A 15,652-nucleotide genomic window follows, 5' to 3' on the forward strand; every position below is an offset into this window, starting at 1 on the left:
GCTCAGCTGCCGCGGTACGTGGAGTAGGCGAACGGGCTCAGCAACAGGGGCACGTGATAGTGGGCGGACTCGTCGCCCAGCTCGAAGACGATGGTCACCTGAGGGTAGAACGTGGCCTGGTCACGAGCGGCGAAGTAGCTTCCGGTGTCGAACGTGATGCGGTAACGGCCGGCCGACACGGCCTCCGGTCCGAGGTTGCCGATACGTCCGTCGGAGTCGGTCTGCGCCGACGCCAGATCATGCCAGTTGTCGCTGACCTGCTGTTCGAGACGAACACCCACAGCGACGGCGGGCCGGCCGGTCACGGCATCGAGCACGTGGGTGGTGATGTGGCTGCGCGGACTCATCGGGGATCGCCCGATGGCGTTGCGGAGTCGGAGGCGTCGGTTTCGGGCACCGAGACATCCTGCCACTGCACGGCCAGAACTCCCAAACGGATGAGAGCGATGTCCCGCAGCTCGGAGCCGACGATGGCGGCCTCGGTGTCACCGTCCAGGTCCACCCGGCGGTGCAGTTCGGTCAGGATCTCCTGGCGGGTCCGCCCGGCGGCACGGATGAGGAACACCCTGTCGAACCGTTCCTCGTAGACGCGATTGCCCTCCGCGAGAGCCGCGGCGAGGTCCGCGTCATCAGCGTCAGACGACGCCTGCTCGCTGCGTGAGAATCCCGCGGCGCGCGAGGTGCCCCGCGGTTTCTCGCCGATCCGCGGATGCTCCGCCATGGCCTCGTCGATCTCCGCCCGGGTCAGCGGCGTGGCTGCGGTCCGCGCCGTCTCGACCAGGCCGGCGACCGAGCCGAACGGCGCTTGGGCGGCAACCTCGTCCACCCACCGGCCAACCGCCAGGCAGGCCCGGAGGATGTCGCGCAGCTCGTCGCCGGTGGGGATCGTGGTCATGGGTGCCTCCGGGCGGTGACGGTTCGGGTGGGAGCGGTTCGGGTAGGAGCAGTGCGGGTCGGGACAGTTCCAGTGCGCACCCCGTACCATGGCTGGCATGCAGACCGACAGAGACCGCCGGGTGGCGGGATTGCTCCTGGCCGCGGGCGCGGGCTCCCGGTACGGCGGACCGAAGGCCTTGGCGGTCGACCCGACCGGTGCGTCCTGGCTCGTCCAAGCCGCCCGTGCCCTCGAAGCCGGAGGCTGCGATCCGGTGCTGGTGGTTCTCGGCGCGGGCGGAGCCGAGGCAGAAGAGCTCCTGCGCGACTCCGCCGGCCGGTTCGCCAGACCAGACCGACTGGTCGTCGTGCATGCCGACCGCTGGGCCGACGGGCTGGCGGCGTCGCTCGACGCCGGGCTGGCCGCGCTGCAGGAGTCCGACCCGGCGGTCACGGCCGTGGCGATGGTGCCGGTGGATGTTCCCGACCTCGACGCGGCGACGGTTGCACGACTGATCGGCGAGATCGATGTGGCGGGGAGCTCCGGCACGGCGGCCGCGCGCACGAGCGGTGGCTCGGCGAAGCCGATTCGCGCTGCGTCAGCGGGCGCGGCATCCACGGACGGCGCAACCGCGTTCGCGGGCACATCCGCTCGAGGGTGCGGTGTGACGCCGCAGACCCTCAGGCAGGCGCACTTCGGCGGCCGGCCCGGGCATCCGGTGGTCATCGGCCGCAGCCACTGGGCGCTGCTGCGATCGAGTCTGAGCGGCGACACCGGCGCCCGGCCGTACCTCGTGACGCACGGCGTGCTGGCGGTGCCCTGTGACGACCTGGGCACCGGCGACGACGTGGATACGCCGGAAACGGCGTAGCGGCCGCGCGAGGCACTGCGGAACCCCGGTCCCGTCAGAAGCTCCGACACCAACGCCGACGCCATCGCCATCGCCGTCGGTCGGTCATGCTGCGCCGGCCTCACGATCTCACCCGGTGCACGTCACCACGGCGCTTCGAGTTCGTCGAGGTCCTCGTAGACGCTGGTGATCGCCGCGATCCGGGTGCGGCTCTCGCGCACCTGCGCGCCCATCGCTCCGGTGGCGAGCAGGTTCACCAGGCTCATCGCGGTGGCGTAGCTGTCGAACGCGGAGACCGAGTCGACCGGGCATTCGAGCCAGTGCGTGGCCTGGTCGGAGTACTTGCGCGCCGAGGAGTCCGCGATCAGCACCAGCGGCACGTCGCGGCGGCGGATCGCGGCCACAATGTCGCCGAATCCGGCCACCCGCCGGCGAAAGCCCATCAACACCACCACGTCGCGCGGCCCGAGCCCCGCGAGTTCCTCGCCGAGCGACTGCCCGGGCAGGGGCGCCAGCCGCACGTGGTCGCGGGCCTGCACGAGCTGCTGGCGCAGGTGCAGGGCCAGCGGGTAGCTGTTGCGCAGCCCCACGATCACCACGTTCTGGGCCGAGTGCACCAGCCGGGCGGCGGCGTCCAACCGGCCGTCCTCCAGGGTCAGCAGCAGGCGCCGCAGGTTGTCGTGTTCGGCCTCGGCGTGCGCCGCCAGCCGCGAGGGCGTACCGGCGGATGCCCCTGGACCGCCGAGCGGGGCCCCCAGACTGCGGAGGGCCCTGGCGTGCTCGCGCACCTCGGCCGAGTCCTGGAAACCGAGACGGCGGAACAGCCGCGAGACCGTGGCCTTGGACACCCCGCTGAGGCGGGCCAGCTCCGACGCGTTGTACACGGCGAGATCGCTCATGTGGTCGAGGATGAAGTCCGCGGCGCGCTGTTCCTGCGGGGACAGCTCGCCGTACCGGCCGTCGATGCGCTGCCCGATGTTCATGGTCATGCCTGTGCCTCGTGCTGTCCGGCATCATGATGCGCCGCCAGCTCGAGCACGGCCGCCTCGAAGGCGTCCAGGGCCCGGCCCACGTCCGCCTCGGTGACCGACTCGTCGGGGTGGTGGCTCACTCCCCCGGCACAGCGCACGAACAGCATGCCGATCTCGGTGATCTGGGCGACGGCCATGGCGTCGTGCCCCGCCATCGACAACAGCTCACGCGGTTCGGGGTTCTCGGCCGACGCATCCGTGGCCCGGATGCCGGCGGCGATGACCCCGCGCAGCCGGTCGCTGCAGTGCGCGGCGGGCGCCGCATGGGTCTGGTCGACCGCCACGTGCAGGCCGCGGGTCGCGCAGATCTCCTCCAGCAGGGACTCGATCTGCTGCCAGGCCCGGTCGCGGTCGGCGTCGAACCGGCCGCGCAGGTCGAGACTGAACTCGACCCGGCCGGCGATCACGTTGACGGCGTCGGGGAACACCTCGAGGTGGCCCACCGTGGCGATCAGGTCCGCGGCGCGGGCCAGCTTCTCGATGGCCACGATGGCCTCGCTGGCCCCCGCGAGGGCGTCCCGGCGGTGCGTCCACGGTGTGCCCGAGTGACCGGCCTTGCCGGTGATGGTGATCTGGAAGCGTCGGGCGCCGGCGATCGAGGAGACGATGCCGAGCGGCTGGTCGTGCTCCTCGAGCACCGGGCCCTGCTCGATATGCGCCTCGAGGTAGCCGATGACCTCGTTCGAGGTGCGGGCGGCGGCGCCGATGGCGGCCGGGTCCAGACCGAACGCGCCGAATGCGTCGTGCAGGGTCGTGCCGGCCTCGTCGGTGAGCTCCCACCAGGCGTCCAACCAGGTTCCGGCCAAGGCGCGACTGCCCAGCAGAGCGGTGCCGAACCGGGTGCCCTCCTCATCGCCGAAGGCCACGACCTCCAGGGCGAACGGCAGGCTGCGGCCGCTGGACGCGATCCGTTCCACCACGGCGATGGCCGTGAGCACGCCGAGGATGCCGTCGTACCGCCCGGCAGACGGCACGGTGTCCAGGTGCGAACCGAGCAGCAGCGCGGGCAGGCCGGGTGTGGCCCCCTCGAGGCGGCCGCACTGGTTGCCCGCGGCGTCCTGCCAGCTGGTCATGCCGGCCTCACGCATCCAGCCGGCGGCGAGGGCGTTCACCGCGGTGTGCTCGGGCGAGAGGTAGACCCGCTCGATCAGGCCGTCGGGCAGGCTCGAATACCCGGCTAGCTCGTCGCAACGCTCCAGCACGGTGGCCGCGCCGGTGCGCGCTCTCCCGTTCAGGCCCGCGCTGACCCCCGGACCGCTCATGCTGGCCCGGTCTCCGCAACGGATGCGGCGCGGGCCGCGTCCTGGTAGACCTCGTAGGCGGCGCCGACCCCGCCACCGCCGGTCACGGCAGCACCGGCGCGGCGCAGCACCTGCTCGAGGGCGGCCAGGGTTGTGAGCACGGTGTCCTTGCGGGCGTTGTAGCCCATGGCGCCGATGCGCCAGACCTTGCCGTGCAGCGGACCGAACGACGTGCCGATCTCGATACCGAAGTCGTTCAGCAGCTCACCGCGCACGGTGTCGCCGGTCACGCCATCAGGGATGTGCACGGCGACGACGTTGTTCATCCGGTGCTCCAGGTCACCGAAGATGGTCAGGCCCAGGCCCTGCACCCCCGCGAGCATGGCGGCGCCGTGCAGCCGGTGCCGCTCCACGGCACTGTCGACACCCTCGTCCACGAGCAGCCGCGCGCATTCGCGGGCGCCGTAGAGCATGGTGGTGGCCTCGGTGTGGTGGTTGAGCCGCTTCGGACCCCAGTAGTCGAAGATCATCGACAGGTCGAAGTAGTTGGAGCGGATCGGGTGCGCGCTCACGGCGTCACCGGCCTCGCGGATGCCCGCTTCGATGCTCTTGCGGGCGTTGATCACGTCGACCGCACGTGGGGAGAAGGTGGCCGGCGCAGAGCCGGAGGGACCGCCCAGGCATTTCTGCAGGCCGGCGGTCACGGCGTCCAGGCCCCAGGCATCCGCCTCGAAGGTGTTGCCGGCCAGCGATGCGGTGACGTCGGTGTAGAACAGCACGCCGTGCCTGGCGCAGATCTCGCCGAGCTCGTCGAGTGGCTGGGCCACGGTGGTGGACGTGTCGCCGTGCACGATGGCCAGCAACGCAGGCTTGGTCTCGCGGATGGCCTGCTCGATCTGGGCGGGGGTGAACACGGTACCCCACTCGATCTCCCGCACGTGCACCTCCGCCCCGGCCCGTTCGGCGATCTCGCGCAGCAGGTGGCCGAAGCGCCCGAAGATGGGGACCAGCACGCGGTCGCCCGGGCTGATCAGCGAGACCAGGGCCGCCTCTATGCCGGCCCTTGAGGTGCCGTCGATGAGCAGGGTCTGCTCGTTGGCGGTCTTGAAGACGCCCCGGTACAGCTCCATGGTCTCGTTCATGTACGCCGTCATGGACGGGTCGTACTGGCCCACGAGTTGGGCCGACATAGCGCGCAACACCCGCGGGTCGGCGTTCACCGGGCCGGGGCCCATCAGCAGACGCGAGGGCGGATTGATCGGAAGACTGGAAATGGCTGTTTCACCCCTCGGCAATTCTGAACCAGATGTTTCAGAGCCCCAGTTTACGCAACAGGTGTTTCAGCCATGTTTCGCACGCTTACCCACCCGCGGCCAATTCCGCCCCCACACCCACGAGGGCGAGGTCGCTGTACCGCGGACCCACCAGGCAGAGCCCCACCGGCTTGCCGTGAACCTCGAACAGTGGCACGGACAGCGCCGGATACCCGCCGATCCCGGCCAGGCTCGTCATGGTCAGCGTCGCCGTGCGGGTCGCGTCGATGGTGGCCGCGTTGGCGTGCCGCGACGGCGCCGTCGACGACGCCGAGGGCAGCAGCAGGATGCGTCCGTCGAGCACCGCGTCCAACCGGGCGCGGGCGGCGGCCATCGCGACGCGAGCCTCGGCCTCGGCGGCCGGGTCGGTGCGGGACGCGATCTCGAACCGGTTCGCGACCGCGGCGCCGAGGGCGCCGGGGTGCGCGGTGACCCAGTCCCCGTTGCATCTCCACGCCTCTGCCGTCTGGATCGCCCGGAAGATGCGCAGCGCCTCGGCGAGGTCGCCCACGTCGACGAGGTCGGGTTCGGGCAGCAGCCCGGCCCGGATGAGGCGGTCCAGCCCTGTCACGAAAGCGGCCTGTACGTCGTCGTCGGCGGCGAAGACCAGCGCCGTCGACACGGCAAAGCGGGCCGGTGGATTCGTCAGTTCATCCGCCGGCGCTGCGGTCGGGGCGGCCGTCGGTGCGAGGGCGACCTGCCGGGCGGGATCGAGCGACGCGGCCGCGGCGGCACGCAGCACGGCCGGGGTGCGGGTGAGCCAGCCGACGGTATCGAAGGTCGGTGCCAGTGGCAGCAGGCCGGTGCGGTCGACGGCGTCGTGGGTGCTGCGCAGCCCCCAGAGCCCCTGGTACGACGCGGGCACCCGGATGGAGCCTGCGGTGTCCGTGGCCAGCCCGATGCCGGCCTGGCCCAGGGCCACGGCCGCGGCGGGTCCGCTCGACGAGCCGCCGGGCAGTCCGCCGGGCACCCGCACGTTGGGCGGGGTGCCGTAGTGCTCGTTGTCGCCGGCGATGCTGTAGGCGAATTCGTCAGTCTGGGCGACACCCCGCACGCTCGCGCCGGCACCGAGCAGCGCGGCGACGGCCGGGGCGGTGGCCGTGGCGGGCGTGGCCTCGCGGAGGTACGCCGGGTTCCCGGCGCCCACCGTGAAGCCGGCGAGGTCGAAGAGGTCCTTCACGGCAACCATCTCGCCGGCGAGCGGGCCGGTGTCGGTGGCCGCGGGCACCAAGGGGGTGCCCACCAGACGCCACACGGTGGGGTTGACCGCCGCCGGCGGCGCGGCCACCTGGGCCACCTCCACCCGCCAGGAGTCCGAGTCACCCAGCACCCAGAGCTGGGTGACCAGGCCGGCGCCGCCGGCATCCGGGGCGTTCACCGACACGATCACGGCGTGCCGCGGATCGATCACCCGCACGTGCAGCGAGCGGATGCCGCGGGCGAGCGTGCCGCTGCGCGCCCCGCGGAACCCGCTGATCGCGTCGTGGCCCACGAGCAGCCCGGTGGCGTCGCCGCGCAGGGTGCTCTCCCCCGGCGCGAAGTAGGCGTCGAGTGCGGCGAGGTCGTTCCGGGCGAGGGCGTCCTCGTAGCCGGTGAAGGCCTCGAGCAGTCCGTCGGGCAGCTCACCGGTGACGGTCGTGGGCGTGACGGCGGCGGGCCCGGCAACGGCCGTCCCGTGAACGGTGGTGCGCGGGTCAGACATCGAAGTCCGCCACCCGGATGCGCGCGTGCACGCCGGCGACCAGGTCGACCACCTGCGAGATGTTGAAGTCGGTCGCCGCGCTCAGGTACGCGTAGGCGAGGGTGCGGTCCATCCCGAACCGCGCCGCAAGGAGGTCGATCGCCGCGCGCACGCATTTCCGCACGGCCTCGTCGAGGTCGGCGTCCATGCCGGTGGGCACCAGGAACTCGGCCGTCTCGGCCAGCGGCCCGACCAGCTCGCCGAACGCGGCCAGGGCATCGGCCTGCGTCACCACGTCGAACCGGATGGTCACCCGCAGCGACGCCTCCATGGCCGTGAGGGCCACCTCGCCGTCGCCCTGGGCGAAGTGCGGGTCGCCCACGTAGGCCAGCGCGCCCTCCACCTGAACCGGCAGGTAGAGCGCTGAGCCCACGGTGAGCAGGTTGATGTCGATGTTGCCGCCATGCGAACCGGGCGGCACGGAATGTGGGCGCTCGTCACCGGCGACGGCGACGCCCATGATGCCGAGGAACGGCCGGAGCGGGAAGTGCACGCTCCGTTCCCCACCCGGCACGAGCGGCAGGGTACCCACCCGGCCCGCCGGGCCGTCCTCCAGCGCCGCGAACACGCTCACGTTGCCGTCGCCTAGCGGATACTCGCCCGGCAGGGCGCCGCGCCCGTGCCGGTTGGAGATCACGCCGTACGGCACCCGTGGGGTGGCCTCGAGCACGGTCATCTTGAGCAGGTCACCAGGCCGGGCGCCGCGCACGTGGATCGGACCGGTGACCAGGTGCGGCCCGTCCACCCGGGGGTCGCGCAGGCTGAAGGAACCGGCCAGCAGCACGGCGTCGTCGAGCACGGCGGCTCGTTCCACTCCGTGCCCGGCGAAGAAGGCCACCGGGTCACGGCCCTGGTCTTCGAGCACACCCTCGTGGCTGATCGTGTCGATGGTGACATCGGTGCCGCTCTCAATCACGAGTGCCGGCGCATCCGTGGCACAGGGCAGCCGCCCCCACAACACGGTGTCGGGCGTGGCGGGCAGATACTGCGCGGCGCGGATGGGCCCGGTGCCGGGCTGCAGGATGTCGAATGGCATGGGACGCCTTTTCGGATCGAGGGTCGGGAACCGGTTCGGCGCCGGACGGCCGGCGCATCCCCGTTGGTCGAGAGTAGCGCCCGTTTTGCGCCCGCTCCGACCAGCCGCTACCGTGACAATTCCCGACCGGGCTCAGTTCAGCCCCGGGTGCACCTCACCCCGGCACCCGTCCCCGAACCCATCTCGCACGCTCGCGCGTCCACACCGATAGGACCACTCGTGGCCTCCACCCCCGTCCTCCACCGCCTGCGCAGCAAGCCCGACAACCTGCACCTGGGCCTGATGCTCGCCCTCACCTTCTCCACGGGCGTGGCGGATGCCGTGGGTTACCTCGGCCTCGACAAGGTGTTCACCGGCAACATGACCGGCAACGTCGTGATCCTGGGCATGGCCATCGCCGGCGCCGACGACCTGCCCGTGGTGGGCCCGCTCATCGCCCTGTTCACCTTCATGGTGGGGGCCGCGATCGGCGGCCGGGTGCTGCGCCATGTGAAGTTCGGTTGGACCACCGAAGCCACCGCGCTGTTCGGCGCTGTCGGCGTGATCATGGCCGCGCTCGCGATCATCCTCTTCGCCGTGGGCGGCAAGCCGCCGGCGCCGTTCGACCTGTTCGTGACCGGCTTCCTGGCCGCCGTGATGGGCCTGCAGGCCGCCGTGGCCCGCCACATCGCGGTGAAGGACGTCACGACCGTGGTCGTCACCTCCACCATCACAGGCTTCGCGGCCGATTCCCGCTTCGGCGGCGCCAAGAACCAGCCCTGGTTCCGACGCCTGGCGGCCATCGTGCTGATCCTGGCCGGCGCCGGCGTGGGCGCCCTGCTGCTCATGGTGCACATCGGCTGGGGCATTGCCCTCACCGCCGCGATCACCCTCACCGTGACCGCCATCGGCCACGCGGCCGGCCGCCCCCACCACGCCCCAGCGCCGGTTGCATAAATCCTGCTCGATTCCCCACCGGGCCCGAACAACAGCCGTTTCGGGCCCGTCGGCCGAGAATTGCAAGAGTTATGCCCCAGCCGGGGCGGGTGATGGTCAGCCGAAGGGCATCACGGCCATGGCGGCCGTCATAACCGACATGCTCAGCAGGGTTCCGCGCTCCGGCCGGCTGCGCTGACCGACGAGCACCATGGCAGCGGCCGCGACCACGAAGAGGGCCCCGGCGACGCACACCACGGCGACGAAGATCGACACCGAGTGCGGATGCGTCATGCCGCCGCCCAGGCCCGGTGACGCGGCCGTTCCTCCGGCCATGGTGCCGCACAGGGCGATCTGGCCGGCCACCACCACCAGGCCGAGCTGGTGCAGCAGGTGCAGGTGGCGAGGTCCGTCAGTGGTGACAGCGGCCCGGGACTCGGTGGCCGTAGCGGCGGCGGCCGGGACGACAGTGGCAGGATACGCGGCGGCCGGAACGGCGCCGCCCGGGCCGGCCTCGTGGTCCATCGCCGTGCGACCCTCCCGCCACCGGGCGGCACCTGCAGCCACCATCGCCCAGCCCATCAGGAGAGTGGTCCACACCAGCGGGGCCAGACCGATCAGGCCGAGGGCGAGGTCGGCCATGGCCGCGGCCATGAGCACTGTGCCACCCACGGCCGTGACCGACCGGGTGCGCCGGCTGCCGAGCACACAGCACAGGCTCGACGCCGCCGCCACGATCATGATCAGGTGCAGGGCCGAGATCACGAGGAGGCTCCCGTCGACCGGTCAGGCGTCGTGCGCCGCGTGGCCGGCACAGCCGAGCGCCTGCCGCGCAGAGGTGGCCGGGGTGTATGCATCCGCGCACTGCAGAGGCGCAGCAGTAGGGAGCGCCGAGCGCCGGATCAACCTGATTGGCATACCGGTAGTGTGCACCTGCGGTGAGGTCGGCGCCAGAGGTGGCCGCACCCACGTGCATAACTCCAGCAGATTTCCGGCGGAACAACCGATTCGGCCTGTTTCAGGCTGTTCCCGCCGAAATTGCAGGAGTTGCGCACGGGGCAGGGGCGGCGGGCGGGATCAGGCGGGGCAGGTCTCCAGCACGGCCGTCATCGCGGCGCGGTCTTCGGGGGTGACGCCGAGGTCGTAGGCCACGAAGACCGGAACGAGCTTGTCGATGTACCAGCACTGCAGGCTCGTGTCGGCGGGCAGGTCATCCCAGACCACGCGCTGACCCAGGTCGTGCCGGTCGGAGACGTCGGGGTAGAAGCCCGGTAGCCAGTCGCTGGGCAGCGAATCGGACTTCGACGAGTTCTCGGTGCCCTTGACCGCCAGCAGGTTCACCGGGTCGTTGGCCAGGGCCTGCCGTTTCTCGGCCGTCCAGGCCTCACCCCCGGTGGCGTAGACCGCCTTCAGCGGCAACAGGTGGTCTATCTGCACGAGGGCCGAGGTGTCCTGCCCGCGCACGAAGTCGATCGTCTCGCCCGTGTACGGGTCGGTGAGGGTGCCCGTGTACACGCGGCAGGTCGACGGGTCGACGTCTGCGGCCACGAGATCGCGGGTGAGGATGTCGTTGCGGGTGTCGCAGCCGTTCTGGTCGAAGTCGTACGCCCAGGCATCGCCGAACAGAGCCGTGCGGTTGCCCGCGTAGCTGCCGTCGTCGCTCCAGACGGCGTCGGGCAGCGCCGCCACCAGGGCGAGGGCCTCGGTGCCGGAGTAGGTCGGCGCGCTGTTCGCGGGTGCGGCCGGCGCTGGCGCGGTGGAAGCCGGCGCGGTGGTGCCGGAGGCAGGACCGCCGTCGGTGGGCGGGGCGGTGGTCTGCCGCGCTCCGGTGTCCCAGCCGATGGTGGGAGCGGCCTGGCCGGTGGAAACGTAGCCGACTGCCCAGGCGATGGCGATCGCCACTACCAAAGTGATCAGCAGATTGGGGGTGCGGCGACTCCAGCGCGGTCGGCGCCGAGGTCGGCTGATGCGGGGACTGACGGTGGGGCGGCGGCTCATTGCGGGTGTCTCACGATGTCCCCATCCTGCCATGGGGTGGTGGAACTCTCGGCCCGCACATGTGAGGCTTAAGTGTGCCCACAACCGACGAAAGACTGCTCACCCGAGAGGCCGTCTCCCTGGACCGGCCCTGGGTCACCGTGGTCTGGGACGACCCGGTCAACCTGATGTCCTATGTCGCCTACGTCTTCCGCAGCTACTTCGGGGTTCCGGCCGCCGAGGCGGAACGCCTCATGCTGCAGGTGCACAACAACGGGCGCGCGATCGTGGCCACCGGCAACCGGGAATCGATGGAACGGCACGTGGAGGCCATGCACGGCTACGGCCTCTGGGCCACACTGGACCGGGCCGAAGAGTGAGCACCGGGACTGACCACCCGGGTGCGGGTCGACGCTCGGGCCGGGCGATGACGCTGCCCCCGCGCGGCCGGACTGTGGCCTGATGGACTTCCGCCGCGAAGACTCCGGCACGGTCTCGGCGATGTTCGAACCCGTCGAAGCCGACCTGCTCCGCCAGGTCGCCGGTCAGCTGATCCGGATGCTCGAGAGCATCGACACCGACGACCCCGCATCGTTCAGCCTGGGCACTGTGAGCCGGCTCCTGCCCGCCGCCTACCCCGACGACCCCGAGGCCAGCGCCGAGTTCCGCCGGTTCACGGCCGACGGCCTGCTCGACGGCAAGATCGCCAACGCCCGCTCGGTTATCACCCTGCTCGGTGCCGAACCGCCGGATGCGCCGGAGCACGACCCGCTTCCGGTTCCCGTCGTGCTCGAACCGGCGGCGGTGCAGTCGTGGCTGCGCACCCTCACCGACCTCAGGCTGGTGATCGCCGAACGCCTGCAGGTCGACGACCGGGGTATCCCCCGGCTACACGACGACCAGAGCGGCTTCCTGGGCGAGGTCTACGACTGGCTCGGCATGGTGCAGGAGTCACTGGTGTACGCCATCGACGCCTAGCACTCGGCAGCTACAACTCGCCGCCGAGGACGCCCGCGGAGGACCCCCGCGGAGAACGCGCCGACGTGCACGACGCGTCCCGCGCCGGGTCAGGCGGCGCGCGGCACCGTCTGCAGCGCCGCATAGGCGCGCTGCGGTCCCGCGCCGTCTGCCAGCGCCGCACTGAGCGCCCGCAGCCGCTCCCGGGTTTCGCCCGACAACCCCAGCAGGGCCACGGCAGCCTGCCGCAGCGCATCCGGGCCGGCCGTGTTGGGGTCGAGGGAAAGCCCGAAACCGGCGTCGTCGAGAGCCGCGGCTCCGGCGAACTGGTCGGTGGAGAATGGCAGCACAAGCAACGGCACACCGGCCGTCATGGCCTCGGTGACCGAGTTGTTGCCGCCGTGTGTCACGGCCAGGGCCGCGTGCCCGAGCACCGTCACCTGGGGCAGGAACGAGCGCACCAGCCAGGAATCCGGCAGCGGGCCCAGCTCGGCCGCGGCGGTGGAGCCGACGGCGATCGCCACTCGCACATCGATGCCGCGCAGGGCCTCGGCCACACGGGCGAGGACATCGCCGCGCACCGACAGGAAGCTGCCGAAGCTGACGTACACCAGCGGGCGGTCGTCACCTGAGGCCAACCAGGCGGACACCTCGGGGTCGTCGGCCTCCGAACGCACGGCGGAGCCGAGGAAGGCGTGTTCGGGCAGCAGCGCCGTGCGCTCCTCCGCGTGCAGCTCGGCCGGATAGTTCAGCAGCAGCACATCCCCGGTTTCGGTGAAGGCGTCTCCGCTGGGCGGAGCGGCCGGGTCCAGCTGCAACAGGGCATCGTTCCACTGCAGCGTGAAGTCGTCCCGCACCCGCTCGCAGAGCTGCCGTAGCTGCACCAGTTCGAGGGGGTCGGGGCTGAACGCGGCCGGCCAGGCCGACGGATAGCCGTAGACCTCGTCGCCCACCGGTAAGGCGGTGGGATGTCCGAGCACGACGTCGGCGTGCCGCACCCCTGCACTGATCAGGGCGAGCCGGGCGCTGAAGGCCAGGTGGTCCACGATCACCTGATCGGGCTGCACCTCGGCCACGATGCGCTGCACTTCGCGGGCCACGGCCACCGGGTTCCAGAGCAGGTCGCTGCTGCGCGCCTCGGCCTGGAACCGGAGGGTTTCCACCAGGCCCACCCTGGTGGCGTCGAAGAAACCGCGCAGGGCGTCATCCTCGCCGGTGGGCTGGTCTTCGGCACGGATAGTGCCGGGGTTGGACCCCCGACCCAGCTGCAGGTTCACCCGTTCAAAGCCGAAGTCCGCCACGATGCCGGCCGTGGCCGGCCCGCTGGCGACCACAACGCGTTCGCCGTTTGTGCGCCAGGCTGTGCCGAGGGTCGCGAGCGGGAAGAGGTGCGAGGCATAGTCGGGGCTGATGATCAGGAGGGTCATGAGGCGCTCAATGCCCAGTCGAGGGCCTGCTGCGCTTCGGCGACCGAATGGTAGACCTCCGCAAGGGTGCCGGCCATGGCCTGGATGGCGAAGGTTCCGGCGACCATGTCGGCGGCGCGCTGGGCGAATTCCTCGCCGAACGGGCCCGCTGCCAGATCGAGTGCCTGGGTGATGCCGTCGGAGAGCTCGGCGGCGTCGGCGGTGTTCACCAGGATGCCTGTGGTGCCGTCTTCCACGTAGGTGGCCGGTCCGCCCGCATCAGGCGCCACGACGGTCAGTCCCGTCGCCATCGCCTCGAGCAGGGCTATGCCGAATTCCTCCTTCATACTCGCGCACACGTAGACGCCGTTCGGCGCGGCCAATCCGGGCCTGCCGTACCGGGCGGCGGCCAGCCAGCGGGCCACAGCGTCGTTGGCCCGGTGTCCGGCGAGCAGCAGACCGTGGTCGGCGGCGGCGTCCAGGGGCACCGCGGTACCGATCAGCTCCAGCTGTCCGCGTTCATCGAACGACGGGTTCTCGAGGTCGCCGCCCACGATCAGCAGGTTGCACCGCTCACGCAGGGCCGCGTCGTCGGCCCAGGCGTGCACGAGAGTGGCCATTCCCTTCACTCGGTGCAGCCGGCCCACGGTGACGGCGAGCGGCAGCTGCCGCCGGTGCTCTGGCAGGGTGGCCAGTAGCGCGTCGAGGTCGGCGAAGTCGGCCGGGTCGGCCGCGACCGCGGCGGACACCGACCGCTCGATCACGGTCAGGTCGATGCCCTCCGCGACCACGGAGTGCCGCTCGGGATGCGCGGTGATGTCAATGCCCACGAGTTCGCGCATGTCGCGCTCCAGTTCGGGGCGCGGGAAGAGCACGGTGTGCGCGGCGTCGGCCGCGATCCGCTGCACCAGCCGGGCCCGGAACCAGAAGTGTTCGACCTCGTCGACGGCGCCGAAGTTGGCGCGGGTGAGCGAGCCCGCGGCATCCATCGCGTTGATCACGCTGTGCGGGTCCGGGGCGACCGTGAAGACCACCGGGATCTCCAGCTCGCGGGCGACGGAGGAGGCCGCGAGGGTACCCACGTCGGCCATCCGGAGGTGCAGCACGTCAACGCTGCCGGCGGCGCGCAGAATCCGGCGGATGCCGCGCTGCACGGCCACCCGTCGCGGCCAGGCATCGGCCGAGGAGATGGGCGCCCCGAGGAAGGGGACGGTCGCGAAGGCGTGCCCGGAGAGCGTCGAGCTCACCTCGGGCAGGCAGGCCAGGGCGTCGGCGGGGCCGCCGCGCGACAGGGTGAGGACGCGGTCGACGCTGGTGCCGGGCCGGTCGGGGTCGAGCCGTGCCGAGTCGAGCGGGTGAGCATCGAACTGGCCGGCCGGGGAGTAGGCCGCGCCGCCGCCGGCCACGAGGGCGTCGCCCAGGCGCACCAGCAGGGTGGCGATTCCGCCGTTGTCGCCCGAACCGACCTGGCTGAGTTCACGGTCGATGTCGGCGTGCAGGAACAGCTGGGCCACGGTCTGCCCGCTGCTCCACGGCGCGCGCGGGTAGGCGGGAACGGTGAGGTCCAGCAAGGCGAGGCGGGCCACGTCGGCGAGGTCGTCGTCGCCGCGGGCGAGGTCGGTCACCACGGCGACGTTGGCGTCGGTGGCCGGGAAGTCGCCGAGGGCGGCGACGGCCGCGGCCCGGGGGTCGAGGGCCTCGGCGGGGTCGGCCGCGATACGGCGCAGCATCCGCTGCGGGATGCGGCCGCCGATGAGGCCGATCGTCTCGACGAGACGGGCGCGGGCGGCCGGCTCGGCCACGCCGAGCATGGCGCCCTCGGCGGCCAGGGCCACGTGCTCGGGCGCGGAGGCCGCCCACTGCTCGAGGGTGCGCTGGGCGATCATGCCGGAGAAGCCGCCGGCCACCACCATGCGGAACAGCCCCGCGATGGCGTCGAAGCGCGGCAGCCGGGTGCCGAATGCCCAGGCGGCGTGCTCGCGCAGGAACGCCGAGTCGTGCTCGAGCAGCGAGACGAGCACATCGTCGGCGGACTCGTCGAACACCTGGGCCAGGGCATGCACGGCCGCGATGGCGGTGAGCTGGTCGGCCGGGTCGAGGGCGGCCTGGGCGAGCAGCCGCACGGCACGGTTACCGCCGTCGCGGGACGCGGCGATGGTGAGGTCGTCTGCAGAGCGGATACCGGCCAGGATGCTGCCTGCCTGTCGTATCGAATCCAGCGTCGTGTGAGTTCCCACGGTGTCTCCCTCTCGGCGGCGGTCCGCCCATCATGGGGCGCAGCAGAGCCCGCGCCGGTTGTGAGGCACCGGGG

Annotated in this window: 15 protein-coding genes; 4 read left to right on the plus strand and 11 right to left on the minus strand. The window is 71.7% G+C overall.

The window, feature by feature from the left end:
* Positions 1-2 precede the first annotated feature (2 nt).
* Together uraH and uraD are read right to left on the minus strand one after the other, a co-directional pair.
* The gene (gene uraH / locus DOE79_RS02875; RefSeq protein WP_120337195.1) at positions 3-347 is read right to left on the minus strand and encodes a hydroxyisourate hydrolase; all 345 of its coding nucleotides are present in this window, start codon (positions 345-347) and stop codon (positions 3-5) included.
* A complete protein-coding gene (gene uraD, locus DOE79_RS02880; protein ID WP_120337196.1) occupies positions 344-895 on the minus strand; it encodes a 2-oxo-4-hydroxy-4-carboxy-5-ureidoimidazoline decarboxylase in 552 nt (183 codons plus the stop codon). The genes uraH and uraD overlap by 4 nt, the downstream gene beginning before the upstream one ends.
* A gap of 97 nt (positions 896-992) precedes the next feature.
* On the opposite strand from uraD, the gene DOE79_RS02885 reads away from it, so the two are divergent.
* A complete protein-coding gene (locus DOE79_RS02885; RefSeq protein ID WP_162942576.1) occupies positions 993-1,745 on the plus strand; it encodes a nucleotidyltransferase family protein in 753 nt (250 codons plus the stop codon).
* Between the two features lie 122 nt (positions 1,746-1,867).
* On the opposite strand, the gene DOE79_RS02890 is transcribed toward DOE79_RS02885, so the two are convergent.
* The 5 genes from DOE79_RS02890 to DOE79_RS02910 form a co-directional block, all read right to left on the minus strand.
* Complete coding sequence (locus DOE79_RS02890) at positions 1,868-2,713, minus strand: MurR/RpiR family transcriptional regulator (protein WP_236900867.1); 846 nt, start codon at positions 2,711-2,713, stop codon at positions 1,868-1,870.
* Positions 2,710-4,017 (minus strand): allantoate amidohydrolase, encoded by a 1,308-nt coding sequence (locus DOE79_RS02895; RefSeq protein ID WP_120337198.1) that lies wholly within the window; start codon positions 4,015-4,017, stop codon positions 2,710-2,712. The genes DOE79_RS02890 and DOE79_RS02895 overlap by 4 nt, the downstream gene beginning before the upstream one ends.
* Positions 4,014-5,231 (minus strand): pyridoxal-phosphate-dependent aminotransferase family protein, encoded by a 1,218-nt coding sequence (locus DOE79_RS02900; RefSeq protein WP_120337199.1) that lies wholly within the window; start codon positions 5,229-5,231, stop codon positions 4,014-4,016. The genes DOE79_RS02895 and DOE79_RS02900 overlap by 4 nt, the downstream gene beginning before the upstream one ends.
* A 124-nt stretch (positions 5,232-5,355) precedes the next feature.
* Entirely contained in the window at positions 5,356-7,011 is a 1,656-nt protein-coding gene (locus tag DOE79_RS02905; protein WP_120337200.1) for an AtzH-like domain-containing protein, read from the minus strand.
* The gene (locus tag DOE79_RS02910; RefSeq protein ID WP_120337201.1) at positions 7,004-8,086 is read right to left on the minus strand and encodes an acetamidase/formamidase family protein; all 1,083 of its coding nucleotides are present in this window, start codon (positions 8,084-8,086) and stop codon (positions 7,004-7,006) included. The genes DOE79_RS02905 and DOE79_RS02910 overlap by 8 nt, the downstream gene beginning before the upstream one ends.
* Before the next feature lie 219 nt (positions 8,087-8,305).
* Here DOE79_RS02910 and DOE79_RS02915 point away from each other — a divergent pair, with 219 nt between their 5' ends.
* The gene (locus DOE79_RS02915) at positions 8,306-9,022 is read left to right on the plus strand and encodes a YoaK family protein (protein WP_342767944.1); all 717 of its coding nucleotides are present in this window, start codon (positions 8,306-8,308) and stop codon (positions 9,020-9,022) included.
* Between the two features lie 96 nt (positions 9,023-9,118).
* On the opposite strand, the gene DOE79_RS02920 is transcribed toward DOE79_RS02915, so the two are convergent.
* Together DOE79_RS02920 and DOE79_RS02925 are read right to left on the minus strand one after the other, a co-directional pair.
* Positions 9,119-9,766, minus strand: coding sequence for a hypothetical protein (locus DOE79_RS02920; protein ID WP_120337202.1), 648 nt, complete (start codon positions 9,764-9,766; stop codon positions 9,119-9,121).
* A gap of 312 nt (positions 9,767-10,078) precedes the next feature.
* Positions 10,079-10,903 carry an HNH endonuclease family protein gene (locus DOE79_RS02925; RefSeq protein WP_245977086.1) on the minus strand — a complete coding sequence of 275 codons (825 nt, stop codon included), beginning with the start codon at positions 10,901-10,903 and terminating at the stop codon, positions 10,079-10,081.
* A gap of 170 nt (positions 10,904-11,073) precedes the next feature.
* Between DOE79_RS02925 and clpS the strand changes: the two genes are divergently transcribed.
* Positions 11,074-11,358, plus strand: coding sequence for an ATP-dependent Clp protease adapter ClpS (clpS, locus tag DOE79_RS02930; RefSeq protein ID WP_120337204.1), 285 nt, complete (start codon positions 11,074-11,076; stop codon positions 11,356-11,358).
* 82 nt (positions 11,359-11,440) lie between these two features.
* Positions 11,441-11,956, plus strand: a complete 516-nt coding sequence (locus tag DOE79_RS02935) for a DUF2017 family protein (RefSeq protein ID WP_120337205.1) — start codon at positions 11,441-11,443, stop codon at positions 11,954-11,956.
* An 89-nt stretch (positions 11,957-12,045) separates the two neighbouring features.
* Here DOE79_RS02935 and DOE79_RS02940 read toward each other — a convergent pair whose 3' ends face one another.
* Together DOE79_RS02940 and DOE79_RS02945 are read right to left on the minus strand one after the other, a co-directional pair.
* On the minus strand, positions 12,046-13,362 hold the full coding sequence (locus tag DOE79_RS02940) for a nucleotide disphospho-sugar-binding domain-containing protein (protein WP_120337206.1): 1,317 nt from the start codon (positions 13,360-13,362) through the stop codon (positions 12,046-12,048).
* The gene (locus tag DOE79_RS02945) at positions 13,359-15,578 is read right to left on the minus strand and encodes a glycosyltransferase (RefSeq protein WP_120337207.1); all 2,220 of its coding nucleotides are present in this window, start codon (positions 15,576-15,578) and stop codon (positions 13,359-13,361) included. Before DOE79_RS02945 ends, DOE79_RS02940 begins: the two co-directional genes overlap by 4 nt.
* Positions 15,579-15,652 lie beyond the last annotated feature (74 nt).

It is taken from the genome of Cryobacterium soli (assembly GCF_003611035.1).
In the GTDB taxonomy this organism is placed as follows: domain Bacteria; phylum Actinomycetota; class Actinomycetes; order Actinomycetales; family Microbacteriaceae; genus Cryobacterium; species Cryobacterium soli.

Excerpts from the sequence above, each read along its gene's own strand:
- uraH (WP_120337195.1), bottom strand. The coding sequence starts at position 347 with ATGAGTCCGCGCAGCCACATCACCACCCACGTGCTCGATGCCGTGACC.
- DOE79_RS02885 (WP_162942576.1), top strand. The coding sequence starts at position 993 with ATGCAGACCGACAGAGACCGCCGGGTGGCGGGATTGCTCCTGGCCGCG.
- DOE79_RS02935 (WP_120337205.1), top strand. The coding sequence starts at position 11,441 with ATGGACTTCCGCCGCGAAGACTCCGGCACGGTCTCGGCGATGTTCGAA.
- DOE79_RS02905 (WP_120337200.1), bottom strand. The coding sequence starts at position 7,011 with ATGTCTGACCCGCGCACCACCGTTCACGGGACGGCCGTTGCCGGGCCC.
- DOE79_RS02910 (WP_120337201.1), bottom strand. The coding sequence starts at position 8,086 with ATGCCATTCGACATCCTGCAGCCCGGCACCGGGCCCATCCGCGCCGCG.
- DOE79_RS02895 (WP_120337198.1), bottom strand. The coding sequence starts at position 4,017 with ATGAGCGGTCCGGGGGTCAGCGCGGGCCTGAACGGGAGAGCGCGCACC.
- uraD (WP_120337196.1), bottom strand. The coding sequence starts at position 895 with ATGACCACGATCCCCACCGGCGACGAGCTGCGCGACATCCTCCGGGCC.
- DOE79_RS02900 (WP_120337199.1), bottom strand. The coding sequence starts at position 5,231 with ATGGGCCCCGGCCCGGTGAACGCCGACCCGCGGGTGTTGCGCGCTATG.
- DOE79_RS02890 (WP_236900867.1), bottom strand. The coding sequence starts at position 2,713 with ATGACCATGAACATCGGGCAGCGCATCGACGGCCGGTACGGCGAGCTG.
- DOE79_RS02940 (WP_120337206.1), bottom strand. The coding sequence starts at position 13,362 with ATGACCCTCCTGATCATCAGCCCCGACTATGCCTCGCACCTCTTCCCG.